The 22,949-nt window shown below is 67.4% G+C and carries 20 protein-coding genes; 16 read left to right on the top strand and 4 right to left on the bottom strand.

The genetic code is table 11. The features are described from left to right. Positions 1-169: 169 nt before the first annotated feature. A complete protein-coding gene (locus C1931_RS17145; RefSeq protein WP_108750493.1) occupies positions 170-622 on the bottom strand; it encodes a nucleoside deaminase in 453 nt (150 codons plus the stop codon). Positions 623-703: 81 nt separating this feature from the next. On the opposite strand from C1931_RS17145, the gene ubiE reads away from it, so the two are divergent. The 4 genes from ubiE (at position 704) to C1931_RS17125 (ending at position 5,053) form a co-directional block, all read left to right on the top strand. Continuing rightward, complete coding sequence (gene ubiE / locus C1931_RS17140; protein ID WP_108750494.1) at positions 704-1,465, top strand: bifunctional demethylmenaquinone methyltransferase/2-methoxy-6-polyprenyl-1,4-benzoquinol methylase UbiE; 762 nt, start codon at positions 704-706, stop codon at positions 1,463-1,465. Positions 1,466-1,658: 193 nt separating this feature from the next. Next, positions 1,659-3,587: a M1 family metallopeptidase gene (locus C1931_RS17135; protein WP_108757191.1), complete on the top strand. Its 1,929-nt coding sequence runs from the start codon at positions 1,659-1,661 to the stop codon at positions 3,585-3,587. A gap of 120 nt (positions 3,588-3,707) precedes the next feature. Beyond that, on the top strand, positions 3,708-4,439 hold the full coding sequence (locus C1931_RS17130) for a hypothetical protein (RefSeq protein ID WP_108757190.1): 732 nt from the start codon (positions 3,708-3,710) through the stop codon (positions 4,437-4,439). Then, positions 4,427-5,053: an HAD-IA family hydrolase gene (locus C1931_RS17125; RefSeq protein WP_267895957.1), complete on the top strand. Its 627-nt coding sequence runs from the start codon at positions 4,427-4,429 to the stop codon at positions 5,051-5,053. Before C1931_RS17130 ends, C1931_RS17125 begins: the two co-directional genes overlap by 13 nt. Positions 5,054-5,125: 72 nt before the next feature. Here the strand turns inward: C1931_RS17125 and C1931_RS17120 are convergent, their stop codons facing one another. After that, a complete protein-coding gene (locus C1931_RS17120; RefSeq protein ID WP_108757189.1) occupies positions 5,126-6,064 on the bottom strand; it encodes a carbohydrate kinase family protein in 939 nt (312 codons plus the stop codon). A 283-nt stretch (positions 6,065-6,347) separates the two neighbouring features. On the opposite strand from C1931_RS17120, the gene C1931_RS17115 reads away from it, so the two are divergent. The 5 genes from C1931_RS17115 to rodA all read left to right on the top strand — a co-directional run bounded on the left by C1931_RS17115 (position 6,348) and on the right by rodA (position 12,251). Further along, positions 6,348-7,394 carry a rod shape-determining protein gene (locus C1931_RS17115; protein ID WP_005419402.1) on the top strand — a complete coding sequence of 349 codons (1,047 nt, stop codon included), beginning with the start codon at positions 6,348-6,350 and terminating at the stop codon, positions 7,392-7,394. 122 nt (positions 7,395-7,516) lie between these two features. Beyond that, positions 7,517-8,578, top strand: coding sequence for a rod shape-determining protein MreC (gene mreC / locus C1931_RS17110; RefSeq protein WP_108757188.1), 1,062 nt, complete (start codon positions 7,517-7,519; stop codon positions 8,576-8,578). Next, positions 8,575-9,060, top strand: coding sequence for a rod shape-determining protein MreD (gene mreD / locus C1931_RS17105; protein WP_005419400.1), 486 nt, complete (start codon positions 8,575-8,577; stop codon positions 9,058-9,060). The genes mreC and mreD overlap by 4 nt, the downstream gene beginning before the upstream one ends. 3 nt (positions 9,061-9,063) lie before the next feature. Further along, positions 9,064-11,142 carry a penicillin-binding protein 2 gene (gene mrdA / locus C1931_RS17100; RefSeq protein WP_108757187.1) on the top strand — a complete coding sequence of 693 codons (2,079 nt, stop codon included), beginning with the start codon at positions 9,064-9,066 and terminating at the stop codon, positions 11,140-11,142. Next, entirely contained in the window at positions 11,139-12,251 is a 1,113-nt protein-coding gene (gene rodA, locus C1931_RS17095) for a rod shape-determining protein RodA (protein ID WP_108754183.1), read from the top strand. The genes mrdA and rodA overlap by 4 nt, the downstream gene beginning before the upstream one ends. A 451-nt stretch (positions 12,252-12,702) precedes the next feature. Here the strand turns inward: rodA and C1931_RS17090 are convergent, their stop codons facing one another. After that, positions 12,703-13,113 (bottom strand): hypothetical protein, encoded by a 411-nt coding sequence (locus C1931_RS17090; RefSeq protein WP_108757186.1) that lies wholly within the window; start codon positions 13,111-13,113, stop codon positions 12,703-12,705. A 1,286-nt stretch (positions 13,114-14,399) separates the two neighbouring features. On the opposite strand from C1931_RS17090, the gene mltB reads away from it, so the two are divergent. From mltB to C1931_RS17075, 3 genes are all read left to right on the top strand, one after another. Then, positions 14,400-15,545, top strand: coding sequence for a lytic murein transglycosylase B (gene mltB / locus C1931_RS17085; protein WP_108754179.1), 1,146 nt, complete (start codon positions 14,400-14,402; stop codon positions 15,543-15,545). Beyond that, positions 15,542-16,795, top strand: coding sequence for a septal ring lytic transglycosylase RlpA family protein (locus C1931_RS17080; protein ID WP_108757185.1), 1,254 nt, complete (start codon positions 15,542-15,544; stop codon positions 16,793-16,795). Before mltB ends, C1931_RS17080 begins: the two co-directional genes overlap by 4 nt. Before the next feature lie 99 nt (positions 16,796-16,894). Beyond that, entirely contained in the window at positions 16,895-18,112 is a 1,218-nt protein-coding gene (locus tag C1931_RS17075) for a D-alanyl-D-alanine carboxypeptidase family protein (RefSeq protein ID WP_108754177.1), read from the top strand. Between the two features lie 190 nt (positions 18,113-18,302). Here the strand turns inward: C1931_RS17075 and C1931_RS17070 are convergent, their stop codons facing one another. Continuing rightward, the gene (locus tag C1931_RS17070; protein WP_108757184.1) at positions 18,303-19,376 is read right to left on the bottom strand and encodes a lipid A deacylase LpxR family protein; all 1,074 of its coding nucleotides are present in this window, start codon (positions 19,374-19,376) and stop codon (positions 18,303-18,305) included. 340 nt (positions 19,377-19,716) lie between these two features. On the opposite strand from C1931_RS17070, the gene C1931_RS17065 reads away from it, so the two are divergent. The 4 genes from C1931_RS17065 to lipA all read left to right on the top strand — a co-directional run bounded on the left by C1931_RS17065 (position 19,717) and on the right by lipA (position 22,910). Next, on the top strand, positions 19,717-20,709 hold the full coding sequence (locus tag C1931_RS17065; RefSeq protein ID WP_108757183.1) for a CsgG/HfaB family protein: 993 nt from the start codon (positions 19,717-19,719) through the stop codon (positions 20,707-20,709). Between the two features lie 195 nt (positions 20,710-20,904). Next, a complete protein-coding gene (locus tag C1931_RS17060) occupies positions 20,905-21,183 on the top strand; it encodes a DUF493 family protein (RefSeq protein WP_108750506.1) in 279 nt (92 codons plus the stop codon). Beyond that, positions 21,171-21,881, top strand: coding sequence for a lipoyl(octanoyl) transferase LipB (lipB, locus tag C1931_RS17055; RefSeq protein WP_108757182.1), 711 nt, complete (start codon positions 21,171-21,173; stop codon positions 21,879-21,881). The genes C1931_RS17060 and lipB overlap by 13 nt, the downstream gene beginning before the upstream one ends. Positions 21,882-21,899: 18 nt before the next feature. Beyond that, on the top strand, positions 21,900-22,910 hold the full coding sequence (gene lipA / locus C1931_RS17050) for a lipoyl synthase (protein ID WP_108750508.1): 1,011 nt from the start codon (positions 21,900-21,902) through the stop codon (positions 22,908-22,910). Positions 22,911-22,949 lie beyond the last annotated feature (39 nt).

Genomic DNA, 22,949 nt, shown 5'->3' with positions numbered 1-22,949 from the left:
TGCATTCCACCGTAGGCCCCTTGCGTGCACGCGATGTTAGTGGCGTGTGTGCAACTGACGTGGCTGACTGTGCAGCAGTGCGCACGCAACGCCGCAGACGCAGCCGGCACAAGGCGGTGCCGGCGCTGAAGAATTCATAAAGCGTGCAGCGCCTTCACGGCGCGGCGGCTTATTCGCCGATGTCTTCGTTCCAGATGTCCGGATGCTGCGCAATGAAACCGCCCAGCAGATCCACGCATTCTTGGCTGTCCAGGTCGATCACGTTCACGCCGTTCTCGCGCAGCCAGTCGATGCCGCCCTGGAAGGTGCGCGATTCGCCCACCACCACGGTGCCGATGTTGAACTGGCGCACCAGCCCGGAGCAGTACCAGCACGGGGCCAGGGTGGTCACCATGATGGTGTCCTGGTAGCGGCGCTGGCGGCCGGCCTTGCGGAAGGCATCGGTTTCGCCGTGCACCGACGGGTCACCTTCCTGCACGCGGCGGTTGTGGCCGCAGCCCAGCAGGCGGCCATCGTTGTGGTACAGCGCCGCGCCGATCGGCACGCCGCCTTCGGCCAGGCCCTGGCGGGCTTCGGCAATGGCGGTCTGCAGCAGGGCCTGGTAGTCGGGCGTGGTGATCATGCGGGGCTCCGGTGGGTCATGGCCGGCCATGATACGGCGCCGTTGCCCCGCAGCGGCCCCAGCGGTGCGATAATCGGGGCCATGAGCGAATCCCCCTACAAATCCGGTACCACCCACTTCGGGTTCCGCGACGTCGACGCCAAGGACAAGCAGAAGCTGGTCGGGCAGGTGTTCACTTCGGTCGCGCGCAACTACGACCTGATGAACGACCTGATGAGCCTGGGCGTGCACCGGGCCTGGAAGCGCTACTACGTAGCCACCGCGCAGGTGAAACCGGGCGACCGCGTGCTCGACCTGGCCGGCGGCACCGGCGATATCGCCGCCCTGCTGAAGGAGCGCGTGGGCGCCGAGGGCTCGGTTGTGCTGGGCGACATCAACGCCGGCATGCTGTCGGTCGGCCGTGACCGCCTGACCAACCGCGGCCTGGTGCTGGGCCTGGACTACGTGCAGTGCAACGCCGAAGCCCTGCCGTTCCCGGACAACAGCTTCGATCTGGTCACCATCGCCTTCGGTCTGCGCAACGTGACCGACAAGGATGCCGGCCTGCGCGAGATGTACCGCGTGTTGAAGGTGGGCGGCCAGGCCCGCGTGCTGGAGTTCTCCGAGGTCACTGCCGACTGGTTCAAGCCGATCTACGACTTCCACTCGTTCAGGATCCTGCCGAAGCTGGGCAAGCTGTTCGCCAACGATTCGGACAGCTACCAGTACCTGGCTGAAAGCATCCGCAAGCACCCGCCGCAGGAAGAGCTGAAGGCGATGATGGGGCAGGCCGGTTTCGAGCGCTGCCACTACAAGAACCTGACCGGCGGCATCGTTTCGATCCATTCCGGTTACAAGCTGTAAGCCCTGCCCTGGTAGGTGCCGACCTTGGTCGGCACGGGCCTGCAGCACGCGTGGATGGATCCGTGCCAACCAAGGTTGGCACCTACCAACGCCGCAGGGCGGGCCCCCGGCCGGCCTTACCCCGCATCGCGCAACGCCTGCGGGGCCGGAGGGAGGTACCATTGGGGTTTGATCCCCGTAACGGTCCCGATTCATGCGTAATCCGCTGATGCTCCTTCCGCTGGCCGTGGCCCTGGCCGCCGGCTGCTCCCAGGAGGCGGCCGCGCCCGCCGCCGCCCCGACTGCCGGAAAGGCCCCCGCCGCCCCCGTGAACGCCGAAAACCGCAGCCACGACGAAAGCTCCTATGCCGAGCCGGACAAGGTCGTCATCAAGGACATCGCGCTGGATCTGAAGCTGGACTTCGACCAGAAGCAGATTGGCGGCACCGCTACCTACACCCTGGAATGGAAGCAGAAGGACGCCCAGCAGCTGGTGCTGGACACCCGTGAGCTGAGCGTTTCCAAGGTCGAGGCCATCGCCGCCGACGGCGCGCGCAGCCCGCTTAAGTTCGAACTGGCCCCGGTCGACAAGGTGTTCGGCAGCAAGCTGACCATCGAAGCCCCGGCCCAGCCGGCCAAGGTGGAAGTGAGCTACCACACCGCCCCGACCGCCTCGGGCCTGCAGTGGCTGGAGCCGTCGATGACCGAGGGCAAGAAGCTGCCCTTCATGTTCAGCCAGTCGCAGGCCATCCACGCCCGTTCCTGGGTGCCGCTGCAGGACACCCCCAGCGTGCGCTTCACCTACAGCGCGCACGTGGTCTCGCGCCCGGACGTGATGGTGCTGATGAGCGCCGACAACGATCCCAAGACCGCGCGTGATGGTGACTACACCTTCAAGATGCCGCAGCCGATTCCGTCCTACCTGCTGGCCATCGCCGCCGGTGACCTGGTGTTCGAGCCGATTTCCGGCCGCTCCGGCGTCTGGGCCGAGCCGACCATGGTGAACAAGGCCGCCAAGGAATTCGAAGACACCGAGAAGATGATCGGTGCCGCCGAAAAGCTGTACGGCGAATACCGCTGGGGCCGCTACGACATGCTGGTGCTGCCGCCGTCGTTCCCGTTCGGCGGCATGGAAAACCCGCGCCTGACCTTCGCCACCCCCACCGTGATCGTCGGCGACAAGTCGCTGGTTTCGCTGGTGGCCCACGAACTGGCGCACAGCTGGTCGGGCAACCTGGTCACCAACGCCAGCTGGAAGGACATCTGGTTGAACGAAGGCTTCACCACCTACGTGCAGGGGCGCATTACCGAAGCCCTGTACGGCAAGGAAATGGCCGAAATGGAAAAGCAGATCGACCAGACCGACCTGCTGGCCGAAGTGAAGGACATGAGCCCGGCCGACCAGGCCCTGGCACTGCCGCCGCTGAACGAGCGTGACCCCGACGAAGCCCTCAGCCAGGTGGCCTACGTGAAGGGTTCCTGGTTCCTGGAGTTCCTGGAACAGCGCTTCGGCCGCGAAACCTTCGATCCGTTCCTGCGTGGCTGGTTCGATGACCATGCCTTCCAGAGCGCCAACACCGACCAGTTCGTCGAGTACCTGAAGAAGAACCTGCTGCCGAAGAACCCGACGGCGGTGAGCGAAGCCGAACTGAAGGCATGGCTGGACGAGCCGGGCATCCCGGCGTTCGCCGCCAAGGCGCAGTCGCGCAACTTCAGCAGCGTCGATGCCGCGCGCATCGCCTTCTCCGGCGCCGGCAGCCTGCCGGGCAGCCAGGTCACCGCCGAATGGGGTACCCAGGAATGGGTGCGCTTCATCGACGGCCTGGGCACCACCCTGCCGCTGGACAAGCTGGCCGCGCTGGACAAGGCCTACCACTTCACCGGCACCGCGAACGGTGAAATCGCCATGCGCTGGTACCCGCTGACCATCCGCAGCGGCTACACCCAGGCCAACGAAGCGGCCGGTGCGTTCATCGAGCGCGTGGGCCGTCGCAAGCTGATCATGCCGATCTACGCCGAACTGGTGAAGACGCCCGAGGGCCTGGCGTTCGCCAAGCAGGCCTTCGAGAAGGCCAAGCCGGGTTACCACCCGATCACCACCGCCTCGGTGCAGGACATGCTGGCCAAGGCCGAAGCCAAGTAAGCAGAAGCGCCGGGCACCCCCCGGCGCTTTTTCGTAGAGTCGAGCTTGCTCGACTGCTCCTGAAGAGCAAGTCGAGCAAGCTCGACTCTACATATCTGTGCACACACGAAGGACCACCACATGAAACGTCTGTTCCTGATCGCCGCCTGCACCCTGGCGCTGGCCGCCTGCAGCAACCCCGAAGAAGAGCGCAAGGCGCAGGAAGCAGCGGCCGCGGCCGCGCAGGCGCAGAAGGAAGCCAAGGCCGACGACGTGGCCAAGCAGTACGACACCGCCGTGGCCGCGCAGGATTGGGAACGCGCGCGCATCCACGGCGGCTCGCTGCTGGACCAGTACAAGGACACCGCCGCCGCCGAGCGCATTGCCGCCGGCTTCGATGAGGTGAAGGCCAAGGCCGATGCCGCGCGCAACCTGCGCCGCATGCAGGCGCTGTGGCAGTACAACGAGATTCCGGTCGGCAGCAAGGGCGTGCAGCGTTCGGCGTCGATCTACAGCAAGGAACGCGTGGACGTGGATGGCAGCGGCGCCAAGCCGGTGCAGCTGGTGTTCCGCGACCACCCCGAATGGAAGCGGCACGCCTACCTGGTGCTGCAGGCCGGCGATTTCCGCTGCCCGCAGTGCACGGTGAAGGTGACCGTGGACGACGGCAAGCCGGTATCGATGGCTGCGTGGCGGCCGAAGACCGACGAGGCCATCGCGATGTTCATCACCGACCAGAAGGCACTGTGGAAGCTGGCGCAGAAGGGCCAGTCGATCAGCATCGAGTTCCCGGTGAAGGCCGGCGGCACCCGCACCGCGGTGTTCGAGACCGGCGGCGTGGACAGCAGCCGCATGCCGTCGTGGTGGAAGTAACGGCCCACGCGACGGTGGCAGCGCCCCTGTCGGCCGTGCGCCACTGGGTGTTCGACATGGATGGCACGCTGACCGGGGCCATGCATGATTTCGACGGCATCAAGCGCGCGCTGGGCATCCCGCCCAGTGCGGACATCCTGGCGCACCTGGCCGGCCTGCCGGCGGCGGAGGCGGCGCAGAAGCACGCCTGGCTGCTGGACCATGAGCGGGCGCTGGCCGCAGGCGCACTGCCGGCGCCGGGGGCGGTGGCGCTGCTGCGTGCGCTGGCTGCAGCCGGCTGCCAGCTCGGCATCCTGACCCGCAACGACCATGCGCTGGCCAAGCTGACGCTGGATTCGATCGGGGTAGGGGATCTGTTCGACGATGGCGCCATCATCGGCCGCGATGAAGCGGTGCCCAAGCCCTCGCCCGATGGCGTGCAGCAGCATCTGCGGCGCTGGGGTGCCAGCGCCGGCGGGGCGGTGATGGTGGGCGACCACGCCTACGATCTGGACTGTGGCCGCGCCGCCGGTGCGCGCACCGTGCTGGTCAACCTGCCGGACAACCCGTGGCCGGGCCGCGCGGATTGGCATTTCGCCGATTGCCGCGCGTTGCACGCGGCGTGGCAGGGCTGATCATTCCGCCGTGCCGGGCCATGCCCGGCGTGTCGACCAAGGTCGACACCTACCCAGGGCATTGGCCTTCGGTTACGCGTTCAGCGCGTAGCCGAACTGCTGTTTGAACTGTTCGTTGAACTCGTCAAAGGTGAAGCGCTGGTTCTGGGTGCCCGGGTGCTCGACCTTCAGCGCGCCCATCAGGTTGCCCATGCGGCCGATGGTCAGCCAGTCGTAGCCCTTCTGGATGCCGTAGATCAGGCCGGCGCGGAAGGCGTCGCCGCAGCCGGTCGGGTCGACCACGCGGCGCTCGTGCGCCGGCGGGATGTCGTAGCTCTTTTCCGGGGTGTGGATCACCGCGCCCTTCGGGCCGCGGGTGGTGATGTAGGCCTTCACCCGGCTCACGATCTCCCTCTCATCCCAGCCGGTGCGTTCCTGCAGCAGGTTCGACTCGTAGTCGTTCACCACCACGTAGTCGGCCTGCTCGATGAACGCGCGCAGTTCCGGGCCGTTGAACAGCGGCATGGCCTGGCCTGGGTCGAAGATGAACGGGATGCCGTCCTCGTGGAATTCCTGCGCGTTCTGGATCATGCCCTCGCGGCCGTCCGGGCCGACCAGGCCCAGGGTCACGCCCGGCACGCCGCGCACGTGGTTTTCGTACGAACGCATCATCGCGCCCGGGTGGAAGGCGGTGATCTGATTGTTGTCGTGGTCGGTGGTGATGAACGCCTGCGGGGTGAACAGCTCATCGATCACGCGCACGCGCGACAGGTCGATGCCCAGGCCTTCGAAGTATTCGCGGTAGGGGCCGAAATCCGAACCCACGGTGCCCATCGGGATCGGCTCGCCGCCCAGCAGGTGCAGGTTGTAGGCGATGTTGCCGGCGCAGCCGCCGAACTCGCGGCGCATGCGCGGGACCAGGAAGGACACGTTCAGGATGTGCACCTTGTCCGGCAGGATGTGATTCTTGAACTGGTCCGGGAACACCATGATGGTGTCGAAGGCAAGAGAACCACAGATCAGAGCGGACATCGATGTAAGCCTATGCGGTGAATTTTGGGGTGGGCCGGCCCGCTTCGGCGGGCAAGCAAACGGCGCCCATGGGCGCCCGACGGCGCAAAGGTTACCCGCTGGTGCCGCTCAGGGCCAGAACCGGGTGATGCCCGATCAGGCCGAAAGCCTGTGAAGACGCGGGTTCAGCTAGTTTTTTCCTTGCTCGGCGGCAGGCGGGTTGCTAGGCTTGTCGGCCTCGATTTCTGCCCATTTTTTCGCCATCCCGCGGCGGGCACGACACCCCTCAGGACTCCTTCCTCAGATGTTCAAGAAACTCCGTGGCATGTTCTCCAACGACCTGTCCATCGACCTGGGCACGGCCAACACCCTCATCTACGTGCGCGGGCAGGGGATCGTGCTGAACGAGCCGTCGGTCGTGGCCGTGCGCCAGGACCGTGCCATTGGTGGCACCCGCTCGGTGGCAGCCGTAGGCGCCGAAGCCAAGCAGATGCTGGGCCGTACCCCGGGCCACATCACCACCATCCGCCCGATGAAGGACGGCGTCATTGCCGATTTCACCTACACCGAGGCGATGCTCAAGCACTTCATCAAGAAGGTGCACAAGTCCCGCGTGCTGCGCCCCAGCCCGCGCGTGCTGGTCTGCGTGCCGGCCGGTTCCACCCAGGTCGAGCGCCGCGCCATCAAGGAATCGGCCGAGGAAGCCGGTGCCCGTGATGTGTTCCTGATCGAAGAGCCGATGGCCGCCGCGATCGGCGCCGGCATGCCGGTCACCGAAGCCCGCGGTTCGATGGTCATCGATATCGGCGGCGGCACCACCGAAGTGGCGGTGATCTCGCTGAACGGCATCGTCTATTCGGCCTCGGTGCGCATCGGCGGCGACCGCTTCGACGAGTCGATCACCAACTACGTGCGCCGCAACCACGGCATGCTGATCGGTGAAGCCACCGCCGAACGCATCAAGGTGGAACTGGGCTGCGCCTACCCGCAGGCGGAAGTGATCGAGATGGAAATCTCCGGTCGCAACCTGGCCGAGGGCGTGCCGAAGATGATCAAGATCAGCTCCAACGAGGTGCTGGAAGCCCTGCACGAGCCGCTGTCGGGCATCGTCAGCGCGGTCAAGCTGGCGCTGGAACAGACCCCGCCGGAACTGTGCGCCGACGTGGCCGAGCGCGGTATCGTGCTGACCGGTGGTGGCGCCCTGCTGCGCGACCTGGACCGCCTGATCTCCGAGGAAACCGGCCTGCACGTGCAGGTGGCCGACGATCCGCTGACCTGCGTGGCCCGCGGTGGCGGTCGTGCGCTGGAGCTGGTGGACATGCACGGCAACGAGTTCTTTGCGCCGGAATAAGCCGTCCCGGCTGCTCCCGCCCGCAGCGCCCCTCCGGGGTGCGGCCTGCCCGCATGGGCCGGCCCGCACCGGCGGGGCGCCCGCATGTTTCCCTTCCGCCTTCTGCCAGTTGAATCGTTGACGTGCCGCCCTACGCCGGACCCCCCGTCGCCTCCCGTTCCGGTGATGCCGCCAGCCCGCTGCGGCTGCTGGCCTATCTGGCGCTGGCCATCACCCTGATCGTGCTGGATGACCAGGCCGGCTGGCTGGCGCGCCTGCGCGAACAGGCCAACAGCCTGGTGCAGCCGGTGTGGTCGCTGGCCGGCCTGCCCGGCAAGCTGGGCAGCCAGGTGAAGGACAGCGCGGCCAGCCATGGCCAGCTGGTGGCCGACAACCGCGAACTGCGCAACCAGCTGCTGCTGGCCAACGCGCGCCTGACCCGCCTGCAGACCGCCGCGCTGGACAATGCCCAGCTGCGCGAACTGCTGAACGTGGCCGAGCGCAGCGGGCTGGACGTGCAGCTGGCGCCGATCCTGGATATCGATCTGGACCCGGTGAAGCAGCGCCTGGTGCTTGATGCCGGCAGCCGCGAAGGCGTGCACGTGGGCCAGGCGGTGATCGACGCCGGTGGCCTGATGGGGCAGGTGATCAGCACCACCGGTGGCACCTCCACCGTGCTGCTGCTGACCGACCCCGACCATGCCGTGCCGGTCACCGTGGCCCGCAACGGCGTGCGGCTGATCGTCTATGGCCGTGGCGATACCCTGGAACTGCGCGACATTCCGCTCAGCGCGGGCGTGGAAGTGGGCGATGAGATCGTCACCTCCGGCCTGGGCGGGCGTTTTCCGGCCGGCTTCCCGGTCGGCACCATTACCAGCCTGCGCCCGGACGATACCCACGCCTTCCTGGTGGGCGAACTGAAGCCGGCGGCGCAGCTGGATCGCGGTCGCGACGTACTTCTCCTGCGCCCGGGTGCGGCGATCCGGATTCCGCAGGCGCTGCGGCAGAGCCTGCAGATGGGGGCTGCCGACGCTCCCGCCGGCAGCGCACCGCAGCCGGCAGGCAGCGCACCGGCCGCGGCCGCCCCGGGCGCCGCCGCACCGGCACCGGCACCTGCTCCCTCTTCGGCTTCGTCTGCGCCGCCGCCGACGGCTCCGCCTGCAGCAACGCCCACCGCGCCCACCACGCAGGAGCCCGTACGATGAGCCGCCTGCGCGACAACCCGTGGGTGCTGCCGGCCAGCCTGGTGGTGGCGCTGCTGCTGGGCCTGCTGCCGTTGCCGGCGCTGCTGCAGCCGCTGCGCCCGTACTGGCTGGCGCTGGTGCTGGCGTACTGGGTGATCGAAGCCCCCGAGCGCGTGGGCCTGGGCATCGCCTTCGCCAGCGGCGTGGTGGCCGACCTGCTGTACGGCGGGGTGCTGGGCGAACAGGCCCTGCGCCTGGTCATGCTGGCCTTCATCCTGCAGCGCTTCCGCGCCCGCATCCGCTTCTTCCCGATGTCGCAGCAGATGCTGGCCATCGGTGGCCTGCTGTTCAACGACCGCATCGTCAGTGCGCTGGTACACATCGTGGTGGACGAACCGACCCTGCCGTGGTCGTACTGGTGGGCACCGCTGCTGGGCATGGGCCTGTGGCCGCTGGTGTTCGTGCTGCTGGACGCGGTGCGCTTCGGCAAGCGTGGGCGCTGAGCCATGATTCCGCGCCGGCAGGTGAAGAACCCGCACGCTGAAGCCGAGCAGTTCCGCCGCCGCGCGGCGCTGGGCTTCCTGGGCGTGCTGGTCTGTCTGCTCGGCTTGGGCGGCTGGTACTTCAAGCTGCAGGTGCTGGACCACGACATCTACGCCACGCGTTCGGAAGCCAACCGCATCAAACCGCGGCCGGTGGTGCCCGGGCGCGGCATGATCTACGACCGCAATGGCCGCCTGCTGGCCGAGAACGTGCCGGCCTTCCGCCTGGACGTGACCCCGGACAAGGTGAAGGACATGGACGCCACCCTGGAAGGGCTGGCGAAGATCATCAGCATCAGCCCCGAAGAGCTGGAAGCGTTCAACAAATCGCGCAAGGCGCGCCGCAAGTTCCTGCCGGTCACCCTGAAGCTGCGCATGACCGACGAGGAAATGGCGCGGTTCGCGGTGGACCGCTGGCGCTTCCCCGGCGTGGAGCTGGAACCCTACCTGACCCGCCGCTACCCCTATGGCGACCTGTTCGCGCACATCATCGGCTACGTCGGCCGGGTGGACGACAAGGATCTGGAAATGCTGGGCGAGGGCAATGCGGCCCTGACCCATATCGGCAAGTCCGGCCTGGAGCGCTATTACGAGCACGAACTGCGCGGCAAGGTCGGCTACGAGCAGGTGGAAACCAACGTGCAGGGGCGGGCCATCCGCACCATCGGCCGGGTGGCCGCGCAGTCCGGTGCCGATCTGCGCCTGTCCATCGATGCCGACCTGCAGCGCGCCATGGTCGCCGCCTTCGGCGAGCAGGAAGGCTCGGCCGTGGCGATGGACCCGCGTACCGGCGAAGTGCTGGCGATGGTCAGCCTGCCGTCCTACGACCCGAATCTGTTCGTCAACGGCATTTCCCATGCCGATTTCAAGGCGCTGAACGAGAACCCGTCGCGGCCGCAGTTCAACCGCCTGGTGCTGGGTGGCGTGGCCCCCGGTTCCACCCTGAAGCCGTTGATCGGCCTGGCCGGCCTGGATTCGGGCGTGCGCCGGCCGGAAGACAAGGTGCTGTCCACCGGCATGTTCTACCTGCCGGGCACCAGCCGCGGCTGGGGCGATTCGCACCGCGGCGGCCATGGCTGGACCGACCTGCGCAAGTCGATCGCGCAGTCGGTGAACACCTACTACTACAAGCTGGCGCTGGACCTGGGCATCGAGCGCTTCGACCATTACATGGAGTACTACGGCTTCGGCGCGCCGACCGGCATCGACCTGACCGGCGAAATCGGCGGCATCCTGCCGTCGCCGGCCTACAAGGCCAAGAGCCGCAAGGAGCGCTGGTACCCCGGCGATACGGTCAACATCAGCATCGGCCAGGGCGACTGGAAGGTCACCCCGCTGCAGCTGGCGCGCGGCGTCAGTGCGTTGGCCGATGGCCAGCTGCGCACCCCGCATCTGGTCATGCAGCAGCGCGCCGGCTTCGACCACGATTGGGTGACCACCGAAGCCGGGCCGAGCAAGCCGGTCAGCCCCAACCCGAACAACGTGCAGGCCGTGCGCGAAGGCATGATGGCCACCATGCAGCCCGGCGGCAGCGCCGCGCGCATGGCCGTCGGCGCGCCGTATACCATGGCCGGCAAGACCGGTACCGCGCAGGTGATCAGCCGCAAGGGCACCGCAGCGGTGAACCCCAAGAGCCTGCCCATGCACCTGCGCCACCGCGCGCTGTTCGTGGGCTTCGCGCCCGCCGAACAACCGGTGATCGCCTTGGCCATTGCCGTGGAAGGCGGTGGCTACGGTGGCTCGGCCGCGGCACCTATCGCGCGCAAGATCTTCGATGCCTGGCTGCTGGGCAAGATGCCTGAAGGCATGCAGCCGCTGGACAGCGAGCGTGGCACCACCGCCATCGGCACCACCGCCTTCGACAACGAAGACGTGAACGCGCGCCCGGCCGGTGATGCCGCCGCCGCGCTGCTGGCCGAACTGCCGGTGCTGGTGGGCGTTCCTGCACCTGCACCCGAGCCCGTTCCTGCGCCTGCGCCGCCCGCACCGGCCGCCGCCGCCCCCAGCGCGCCGCGCTCCCCTGCCGCCGAGGCTTCGCGATGAGAGTGTTCCTGCGCTGGGCCGGCGACATGCTGCGCCGCTTCTTCAGCACCCTGGACTGGGTGCTGTGCCTGGCCCTGGGCGCCTTGATGGCCATTGGCCTGGCCACCTTGAAGAGCGCCGGTGGCGACACCCTGGTGATGGCGCAGGGTGCCCGCTTCATTGTCGGCCTGGCCGCGCTGTGGGCCATTTCGCGCGTGCCGATCCTGCGCATCCGCTCGGCCACACCGATGATCTATGCGATCTCGATGATTCCGCTGCTGGCGGTGTTCGTGCTGGGCACCGGCAAGTACGGGCGGCAGTGGCTGGACCTGAAGTTCTTCTACCTGCAGCCGGCCGAACTGCTGAAGGTCAGCCTGCCGATGATGGTGGCCTGGTACCTGCACAAGATGCCGTTGCCGCCGCGCTTCAACACGGTGTTGATGGCGCTGGTGATCATCGGCGTTCCCACCGGCCTGGTGATGCTGCAGCCCGACTTCGGCACCGGCGTGCTGATTGCCGCCAGTGGCGTGTTCGTGCTGCTGCTGGCCGGCCTGCCGTGGTGGTGGGTGGGGCTGGGCGTGGGCGGCGTGGCCGCGGTGGCGCCGGTGGCCTGGTTCTGGCTGCTGCGGCCGTACCAGAAGGACCGCATCATGATGTTCCTGGACCCGGAAATGGACGCCCTGGGCGCCGGCTGGAACATCATCCAGTCGAAGATCGCGATCGGTTCGGGCGGCTTCGACGGCAAGGGCTGGGGCGAAGGCTCGCAGTCGCACCTGAACTTCATTCCCGAACAGACCACCGATTTCGCCTTCTCGGTGCTGAGCGAAGAATTCGGCTGGATCGGCGTGGCCACCGTGCTGGCGCTGTACCTGGTGGTGATCGGGCGCTGCCTGTGGATCGCCAGCCAGTCGCGCGATTCCTATTCGCGCCTGCTGGCCGGGGCTACTGGCCTGGCGTTCTTCGTCTATGTGCTGGTAAACGGCGGCATGATTTCCGGCCTGCTGCCGGTGGTGGGCGTACCGATGCCGCTGATCAGCTACGGCGGCACCTCCGCCGTATCGCTGCTGGCCGGCTTCGGCCTGGTAATGGCCGTGCGCAGCCACAACCCCGTGCACGGCGGCTACGGCTGACACCCCTGGGGTCGGATCCCTCTCTCCGGGGAACGGGATCTGACCCCGATGCACGACTGCGTTAGGGCCCTCGTCGGGTACCGTTGATGGTGCTCGACTGCGCTCTTGCCCTCGTCGCGTACCCTCGACGGTGCCCGACTGCGCTTTGGCTCTTGCCGCGTGCCGACGATGGTGCGCCGACGGCGCTTTGGCCTTTGTCGCGTGCCGTCCGCGGTGCTCGACCGCGCTTTTGCCTTCGTTGCGTACCGACGACGGTGCTCGACTGCGCTTTTGCCCTCGTCGCATACCGTCGATGGTGCTCGACTACGCCTTGGCCTTTGTAGAGTCGAGCTTGCTCGACTTCGCTTTTGCCCTTGTAGAGTCGAGCTTGCTCGACTGCTTTCCGGGCAAACCAGTCGAGCAAGCTCGACTCTACGAACAGCCAACAGCCAACAGCCAATACGCGTTTCGCTCACGCCACGCGCAACTGCACATCCACGTATTCGGACAACCCCCGGCAGGCCAGCAGCAAGCCCTCGCGGGCGTCGTCTCCCAGTTGCTGGGCCTCGTCGCCGTCCACCCGCACGCGTTCGGCGGCATGCAGCAGTTCCAGCAGGAAGGTCAGGCCGCTGTTGGCGCGGTCGATGCGTGCCAGCGCCATGCACTGCCCCGGCGTGTGCTGCCGCCCTTGCCAGGCCTGCCCATCGGCGGCGTCCACCTGGCGGATGCGCCGCGGGGCGCCCAGCAGGGTGATGCCGTCTTCGGTATTGGCCGCCTGGTGGGCGGTCAGTGTGGTTTCCAGGGCGCGGGCGATGTCGGCCGGAAGTTGATGGGCGGCGTCGCCCAGGGTGGCGAACAGGTACGGGTAAGGCGATAGCGTCATGGCAGGATCCTCGCGCGGCAGGCAGATCCACCACCCCGCAGGGCGAGGGTGGCAGGCGATGCGTGGCTCCAATACCGGTAACCAATGCGGGAACTCCGGTGGGCACAAGGCCCTCCACGCACCGCCCGCCAAAGACGCACGGACGGATTGCCAGCCGACGTCGCCCACACGGAAAAGACGACGCCGACTGGCAAGCGTAAACAACGCATCGGTTAACGGGATTGGAGTCCCGTGCCACCCGTTGTCGGTGGCACGGGATGTTTCGCACGCCACGTCCGCTGGGCCAATGAGGAAAGTTTGAAAGTCGAATTCGTCAGAAGGGCGCCGCACGACGCACCCATAGTGGCGATAGCGACAGGACGCGCCGCTCGAAACCGCCGCCATTCCCCGGCGTTCGCCGCCTGAATCTGCGCAAATTCGTTGCAGGATCCTCGCGCGGCAGGCAGATCCACCACCCCGCACGCAGGGCGAGGGTGGCAGGCGATGCGTGGTTGCAATACCGGGGACCAACGGCGAAGAACCGGCGGGCACAAGGCCCCCACGCACCGCCCGCCAGAGACGCACGGACGGATTGCCAGCCGGCGTCGCCCACACGGAAAAGACGACGCCGACTGGCAAGCGTAAACAACGCGTTGGTGCTACGGGATTGCAAGCCCGTGCCACCCGTTGTCGGTGGCCCCGCATGTTTCGCACGCCGCGCCCGCCGCACCAATGAGGAAAGTTTGAAAGTCGAATTCGTCAGAAGTGCGCCGCACGATGCAACCCTAGTGGCGATAGCGACACGACGCGCCGCCCGAAACCGCTGCCATTCCCCGGCGTTCGCCACCTGAATCTGCGCAAACCCGTTTCTGTAAGCGTTTGCGTAACCCCGGATGAACACCAGCTCGCTGACGAAGTTCCAATAAAAGTGGGCGACCAATCACACTTTGACGCGATGTTGATCTTGATCAATAGACTTGTCGCAATCGGCCTGCACAATGGCGGCCCGTTCGGCACGGCGCGCCATCACTGATGCAGCGCGAGGGGCGCCGGGCGGGAAAGCAGTACTGATCCAACGGGTACAGGGAGCGCGGAGCACTGCCACTGGGGAGCGGCAGCCGCGCAGGTACCGACCGGATCCGGTCGCCGGTTGCGTCTGCGGGGATGGGGACGCAACCGGCCACCTCTGTTTCTGAATGCGGCAGGTCACTCACACCGTTTTCACAAAAGCGTCTGCCTGCAGGCAAATCGTTGTGATTCATGGTGTTAGGGGTTTTAATTCATCCATGACCTGCTAACCTGCGGTGATGATTCGACGCACTCTGGCCTGCATGCTCACCCTCGGCCTGGTCGCCTGCGCGACCCAGCCGACGTCCCCCCCGTCGTCTCCGCAGGCCAGCAGTTCGCCGCGCCACCCGGCCAGCAAGCCGCAGGGCCCGGCCGAAGCCGCGCCGGAAGCTGCCGCCAGCACCGCACCGCCGGTGGATCTGACCCCGGTGCCGTTTGAAACCGCGCGCGCCAACTTCATTGCCGATACCGCCAAGCGTTACGGCCTGGCACCGCAGCAGATCAGCGCCGTGCTGGACCAGGCGCAGGTGCGCCAGCCCATCATTGCCGCCATGGCCCGCCCGGCCGAACGGGTGAAGCCGTGGAACGAATACCGGCCGATGTTCATCAGCAAGGCGCGCATCGATGGAGGCCGCGCGTTCCTGGCCGAACACCGTGCCGAACTGGACCGCGTGCAGCAGCGCACCGGCGTGCCGGCCGAAGTGATCGTGGCGATCATCGGCGTGGAAACCAGCTACGGCAAGAACGCCGGCAACCATCGCGTGCTGGATGCGCTGTACACGTTGGCCTTCTATTACCCGCGCAGTGGCGACCCGGCCAAGCTGGAACGCGAAGTGCGCCGCGAACTGTTCTTCCGCGATGAACTGGCCAAGCTGTTCGAGCTGGGCCGCGAAGAAAAGCTGGACATCACCACGCTCAAGGGCAGCTACGCCGGGGCGATGGGCATGGGCCAGTTCATGCCGTCCAGCTATCTGGACTACGCCGTGGACGGCAACGGCGATGGCCGCCGTGACCTGTTCACCAGCTACGACGATGTGTTCTCGTCCATCGCCAACTACTTCGTGAAGAAGGGTGGCTGGGTGCGCGGTGGCCCCGTGGTCGTACCGGCCACGCTGGCGCCGGGTCGCGAGGAGTTCAATCCCACCGAGTGGATGCCGACCTGGTCGCTGGCCGACCTGGCGCAGCGTGGCTACCAGCCCAGCGCGCCGGTCCCGGCGGGCGCCACCGCAACGCCCATCACCCTGGAAGGCAGCACCGGCAAGCAGTACTGGCTGGGCTTCCAGAACTACTACGCCATTACCCGCTACAACCTCTCGAAGATGTACGCGATGGCCGTGCACCAGTTGTCGCAGGCCATTGCCGGACAGGAGCTGCCCCCGGCATGAACATCAGATGGCTGGTTCCCGCACTGGCGGTACTCGCACTGGCCGCGTGCAGCAGCGCGCCGAACAAGCCCAGCGCCGGCCACGGCGGCAAGGTGCCGGGCACGGTGGTGCAGGGCAAGGGCGGGCGCCCGGCGCACTGCCCGGACGGTTCGCCCTATGCGGCGGCCACCGAAGACCTGAGCACGCGCGGCAACTACACCGCCGGTGGCCTGTACAAGCCCGGGGTGAAAGACAGCACGCCCAGCTACGTGCCCAACGTGGCCTGCATTCCCGAGCCGGAAGTGACCGCGGTCGAGCGCTCGACCATCGGCAACAAATCGCCGTATGTGGTGCTGGGCAAGTCGTACAAGGTGCTGGACGACACCCATGACTATGTCGAGCGCGGTACCGCGTCGTACTACGGCGCCAAGTTCCACGGCCGCCTGACCTCCAACCGCGAGGTCTACGACATGTACCAGTTCACCGCCGCACACAAGACGCTGCCGCTGCCCAGCTTCGCCCGCGTGACCAACCTGGACAACGGCGAATCGGTGATCGTGCGCGTCAACGATCGTGGTCCGTTCCACGATGGCCGCGTGGTGGACCTGAGCTATGCCGCCGCCGTGCGCCTGGGCATCACCCAGCGTGGCACCGGCAATGTGGAAGTGCGCGCGCTGCAGCCGGGCGAAGGCAACCTGCTGGCGCAGAAGCCGTCGCGGCGCGAGCGCCGTGCCGCCGAAGCCGCTGCCGCCACGGCGGTGGCCTCGGCACGCCCCACAGCAGCAGCGCGCAGCGCGCCGGCCAGCGATATCGACCGCCTGGTGCAGCGCCTGCCTGCCGATGCCATGCCCGCACGTGGCCAGCCGGCCACCACCCAGGCCGCCAGCAGCACCCTGCCGGACGTGGCAGTGAGCGCGCTGCCGCCCAGCGCCCCGGCACCGCGTGCACCGGTGGCCGTGGCCGCCGCCGCCCCGCGCGCAGCTGCCGCCCCGGCACGCAGCACGCCGGCCCCCACGCCCACGCTGTCGCAGCAGGTGGTGGGTGCGGTGATGGTGCAGGTGGCCAGCTTTTCCAGCCGCGACAACGCCACCCGTGCCATGGGCCAGCTGAACGCGGCCGGCATCGTCGGCGCCACCATCAGCGACATCGCCGCCGGCGGCCGGACCCTGTTCCGCCTGCGCGTACCCGCCACCGACCATGCCAGCGCCGCGGAACTTGTCGGGCGCATCGCCGGTCTGGGCCTGGGCGCACCGCAGATCGTCAAAGACTGATTCGACCGGGGCCGGTGCTGCCGGCCTCCGCCCCGTCGGCCTTACAATGGCCGCTTCGTACCACCCTCCATCCTGGCCGTCCCTGGAGCCTGCTGTCCCATGAATTTCCGTTCCGCCGCCACTGCCCTGGCCGCCACCCTGGTGGTCGGTCTGGCTTCCGCCCAGACCCCCCTGCCGACCCCGGCCACCCCGGCACCTGCCGCCGCCGCTGCGCCGGCCACCGTGGCCACGCCGCCGGCCCCGGTGCCGACTGTTTCCAAGGCGTGGGTCCTGATGGATTACGCCACCGGCCAGGTGCTGGCCGGCGAGAACGTGCACGAAGAGCTGGCCCCGGCCAGCATCACCAAGGTCATGACCTCCTATGTCATCGCCGCCGAAGTCAAGAACGGCAAGGTGCGTGCGGATGACCAGGTGATGATGAGCGAGCGCGCCTGGCGCGAAGGCGGCGCGGGCACCGACGGCAGCTACAGCGGCTTCCCGGTGAACCAGACCGCGCGCCTGGAAGACATGGAAAAGGGCATGGCGATCCAGTCGGGCAACGACGCCGCCATCGCCCTGGCCGAACACGTGGCCGGCAGCGAGGAAGCCTTTGCTTCGCTGATGAACAGCTACGCCGCCAAGATCGGCATGAAGAACTCGCACTTCGTGAACGCCCACGGCCTGACCGCCGAAGGCCACCACAGCACCGCCTACGACCTGGCCCTGCTGGGCCGGGCGATGGTGCGCGATTACCCGGAAACCTACGCTTACAACAAGATCAAGGAATTCCAGGTCGGCAACATCAAGCAGCCCAACCGCAACCTGCTGTTGTGGCGCGATGGCAGCGTGGACGGCATCAAGACCGGCCACACCTCCGAAGCCGGCTACTGCCTGATGAGCTCGGCGCAGCGCGGCGACCAGCGCCTGATCGCGGTGGTGCTGGGTGGTTCGTCGGAAAAGCAGCGTGCCGATGACAGCCTGGCCCTGCTGAACTGGGGCTTCCGCTTCTTCGAAACCCACCGCCTGTACGAGCCGGGCAAGGCCGTGGCCGAGCACAAGGTCTGGAAGGGCACCACCGACAAGGTGCAGCTGGGCGTGGCCCAGCCGATGCTGGTGAGCGTGCCGCGCGGCCGCTACAACGACCTGAAGCCGAGCATCGACGTGCCCAAGACCCTGGAAGCACCGTTCACCGCTGGCCAGCAGATCGGCACCGTGAAGGTCACCCTGGACGGCAAGGTGGTGGCGGAAGCCCCGCTGGTGGCCGTGGCGGCTGTTGAACAGGCCGGCTTCTTCAAGCGCCTGTGGGACAGCTTCTGGATGTGGTGGGAATCGGAATGATCCACGCCCTGGCGTGGTGAATGAAAAGGCCGGCGAAAGCCGGCCTTTTTCGTGGATTTGCGCCGGGCATGGCCCGGCGCTACCCGGTTGTCGGTAGCGCCGGGCCATGCCCGGCGGAATGACGCCCCGGTTACAGCGAGGTGTGCCGACCAACGGTCGGCACCTACCCGCTTCACCATCAGCCACTCGCCTACAGCGAGCGGCTGATGGTGAAGCTGCCGAACACCGGCGCTTCGCGCTGGCCGTCGAATTCGCGGGTGCTGTGGTAACGGGCCAGGGCGAACTTCCAGCGTCCCTTCATCACCGCCAGGCCGTAGCCGCCCAGCGCCACGAAGTTGCGCTTGTCCACGCTGTGGCTGTTGCGGAAGGTGTTGCCGTCCAGGGTGATATCGCGGATCACCCACGAGGCATCGGTGGTGGCGAACAGGTGCCACGACCAACCGGCCGGGCGGCCGCCGCGGGTCGGCGCGGTGTTTTCGCCGGCCGGGCGCAGCGGGGTGCTGCCGAAGTCGTCGGGCAGCTTCCAGCCAAAGCGCACTTCGGCGCCGGCATTGGCGTGGGTGGCCAGGTTGCCGATCGCACCGCCGTAGTGGGTGATCGCATCCCAGCCCCAGCCGCCAGCATTCTCAGTGGCATCGCCCGGCCAGCGGCGCATGCGCTCGTGGGTCAGCATGAACACCGGTTCGTTGTGCAGCTGGTTGTCCCAGCCCTGGAATTTCTCGTCACTCAGCACCTCGTGCACGGCGTTCTGCACCTGCTTGCCCTGTGCCCACGGGCCCACCACGCCCAGCGCCAGCTGGGTGGTCTGCAGGCGGTCGCCGCGGCGCGCGTTGTAGCCGAAGCTGGCGATCAGCACGCCCGCATAGGGGCGGTCGTCCTCGATCAGGTCCTTCCGGGTGAAATCAGTGGGGGTGAAGATGCCCTGGGCCAGGCTGAAGATCATGTTCTGCTGCTCGAACTCACCCGGGTGCAGCCGTTCCAGATGCCGGTTCACCCAGCGCGCCAGCTTCGGCAGGCAGGGGTCGTCGGTGTAGTCCACCAGGTTGGGCGAGACCAGGGTGAGCTGGGCGCCGTTGGTGTAGCCCTGGTCCTGGTCCTTGCCACCGAACAGGTCGTTGTCCACGCGGAAGTTCACCTGCGGCGGGTGGTCGCGCATGGCATCCGGGCCGCACTGTTCGGCGGCCTGGGCGGCAAGGGGGAGGGTGGCAGCGAGCAGACCCGACAGCCCGAGGGCTGCGAGGCGGTGTTGGGAAGGGGAGCTCATCGGGTGCGGGTTCTTCTGTCGTTTTATGCCGCGACACGGTACATCCACGCAGCCGCCGAAACGACCACATGGCGCTCACATGTCTGTTCCGAAAACAACGTTGTCCCACTGGCACAGCCATACGTGGCGGGGGGCGGCGCCGGCGGCGTGCCGGCAGGGGGCGTGTGCCGTGCGTGTCGTCATCGGCATTGGCAGTCAGCTGCGGTTGTAGCGTGCGGCGCAGGCGTGCCATACCTCCTACGCCGGCGCCTGAGGGGGGCGTCGCAACGGACCCAGGTCCTGGACCCTTTCTCAACCCATGGAATGTGCTTCGCCCACGGCGAGGTGCTGGATGACTCAAATGAAAAAATCGAATTCGCTCCCCCCTGCGTTGGGCTGCGTGCTGCTGGGTGCTGCGCTGGTCGCGGTCAGTGGCCCGGCGTCGGCCGGCCTGCGCGACAGCTTCGCCAACAGCCGTACCTCTGCCCAGCAGCAGAGCAAGAAGGGCCAAGCCGAGATCCCCGTCTGCACCAAGCCGCTGGGTTCCATCTCGGTGATCGAATCGGAAGATGCGGTGAACTGGTGGACCGGCCAGCAGCTGCCGGCGCCTTCGAAGCTGATCAAGGTGTTCGTCAACAAGTCCAAGTGCTTCACCCTGGTCGACCGCGGCGTCGGCATGGCCGCGGCCCAGGCCGAGCGCGCGCTGGCCAGCCAAGGCCAGCTGCGCGGGCGTTCCAATATCGGCAAGGGCCAGATCCGGGCCGCCGACTACGTTCTGGTGCCGGACCTGATCTCGCAGAACAGCAACGCTGGCGGCAGTGCCATCGGTGGCCTGGTGGGCGGCCTGATCGGCGGCAAGGCCGGCTCTGTCGTAAGTGGCCTGAACTTCCGCAGGAAGACCGCCGATGTGACCCTGACCCTGACCGATGTGCGCTCTTCCGAGCAGGTTGCGGTCGTTGAAGGCAACTCCAAGAAAACCGACCTGGGCTGGGGCGCCGGTGGCGGCCTGTTCGGCGGTGGCGGCATCGGCGCGATGGGCGTGGGCGGCTACGCCAACACCGAAATCGGCCAGGTGATCACCCTGGCCTATCTGCAGGCCTACAGCACCATGGTGACCGAGCTGGGCGGCCTGCCGGCCAATGCCTCCGCTGCCAATGCCGGCCAGGCCGTGACCATGCTGAAGGCTGGCCGACTGCTGGCCAACGCCAAGGGCACCGGTGCGGCGGTGCGCGCGCTGGAGCCGGGCATGCTGCTGTACCCCACCGGTGTGAAGGACGGCACCATGTGGGAAGTGGAAGACGAAATGGGCAACAAGGGCTGGGTCAATTCCACCCTGATGGAAACGGCCAAGTAGGCCGCTGGCGTGCCGGCATCGGGCCGGCACGCGTTGCCTGCCGGGGCCGGCCCGGCAGGCTGGCCCAGCAGGCTGGCCCAGCAGCGTGGCTCCGGCCGGCACATGCGCCCCCTGCAACGCAGCGGCTCGCCGGTGCCGCTGTCGACTTTGATGAATACTCTTGGGTTTGTTGCCTTCCGGCCCGATAATGGGCCCATGGAAATCAAGTCCGACAACCCCGACCACGGCTTCCAGTTCCCCGGTCAGTTCGAGCTCAGTGCCATGGGCGCCGCCAACCGCGGCCTCGAGCACGAGCTTCCGCGCCTGTTGCAGGCCGCGGGCATCACCGTGGTGAACGAGCGCATCAGCTGGAAGCATTCGACCAACGGCAAGTATGTTTCGGTTCGCCTGGTGTTCCAGGCCGAGAACCGCGAACAGTACGACGTGGCCCATGAGGCGCTGCGTGGCCACCCGGAAGTGAAGTGGACGGTGTAGCCGCCAGCTGCCCGGCCGACGCCGCCCCCGAAAACCGCCCGGCGCGTCCGGCGGTGGTCCGTGACCTGGGCCGCCAGGCCTATGAACCGGTCTGGCGCGCCATGCAGCGCTTCACCGACCAGCGTACGGACGACGACGCCGACGAACTGTGGGTGGTCGAACACGATCCGGTGTTCACCCTCGGCCAGGCCGGCAAGGACGAACATGTGCTGGCCCCGGGCGATATTCCGGTGCTGCACGTGGACCGTGGCGGCCAGGTGACCTACCACGGCCCCGGCCAGATCGTGGTCTACCCGCTGCTGCGCCTGCCGCGGCTGGGCATTGGCGTGCGCGACTACGTGTGCCGTATCGAACAGGCCATCATCGACACCCTGGCCGACTGGAACATCGGCGCCGAGCGCCGTGAAGGCGCCCCCGGTGTGTACGTGGGTGCGGCCAAGATCGCCGCGCTGGGCATCCGCGTGCGCCGCGGCTGCACCTTCCATGGCCTGGCCTTCAACGTGTCCATGGATCTGGAACCCTTCCACCGCATCAACCCCTGCGGTTACCAGGGGCTGCAGGTGACCTCGGTGGTAGACTTGGGCGGCCCGTCCGGGATGGACGCCGTCAAGCCGGTGCTGCTGGACAACCTGGCCCGCCAGTTTGGCCTGCTGCTGCAGCCCAGGCCCGAACTGCCCGATCTTTCTGCGGCCGCCTGACCGCCCCCCGGAACTGCCATGACTGAGACCACCGCCCGCACCATTCCCCTGCAGATCGTGCAGGCCGACCTGCCGACCGCCGCACCGTTGCAGGTGGGCGTGAAGCAGATGGGCGGGGACAAGATCAACCGTTCGCCGGTGCAGTTCGCCGATGCCCCGGTGCTGCGCAAGCCGTCGTGGATCCGCGTGCGCATTCCTTCGGGCAATGCCGTGCAGAACCTGAAGGCCAAGCTGCGCGAGAACCGCCTGGTGACGGTGTGCGAAGAAGCCAGCTGCCCGAACATCCATGAATGCTTCGGCCACGGCACCGCCACCTTCATGATCCTGGGCGAAGTCTGCACCCGCCGCTGCTCGTTCTGCGACGTGGCCCACGGCCGCCCCAAGCCGCCCGATGCCAACGAACCGGCCAGCCTGGGCCAGACCGTGGCCGACATGGGCCTGAAGTACGTGGTGGTGACCAGCGTTGACCGCGATGACCTGCGCGACGGCGGTGCCCAGCACTTCGTCGACTGCATCACCGCCATCCGCGAGAAGTCGCCGGGCACCCGCATCGAGGTGCTGACCCCGGACTTCCGTGGCAAGGGCCGCATGGAGCGCGCGCTGGAAATCCTGGCGCAGAACCCGCCGGACGTGTTCAACCACAACATCGAAACCGTACCGGACCTGTACCGCAACGTGCGCCCCGGTGCCGATTACCAGTGGTCGCTGAACCTGCTGAAGAACTTCAAGGCGCAGCACCCGTCGGTGCCGACCAAGAGCGGCATCATGCTGGGCCTGGGCGAGGAATTCGAGCAGATCAAGGCCACCATGCGTGACCTGCGTGCCCACGACGTGGACATGATCACCATCGGCCAGTACCTGCAGCCGACCGCGCACCACCACCCGGTGCTGAAGTACTGGACCCCGGAAGACTACAAGGCGCTGGAAGACTACGGCTACGAACTGGGCTTCAGCCACGTGGCCTCCGGCCCGATGGTGCGCTCGTCGTACCACGCCGACGTGCAGGCCAAGGGCGCCGGCATTTCCTGAGGGTAGGTGCGAACCTTGGTTCGCACGCCTTGGCCGGGC

The sequence above is a fragment of the Stenotrophomonas sp. YAU14A_MKIMI4_1 genome, assembly GCF_003086855.1.
In the GTDB taxonomy this organism is placed as follows: Bacteria; Pseudomonadota; Gammaproteobacteria; order Xanthomonadales; family Xanthomonadaceae; genus Stenotrophomonas.
The sequence above is the reverse complement of the archived record's forward strand: the minus strand, read 5'-3'. Positions and strand labels throughout refer to the sequence as shown.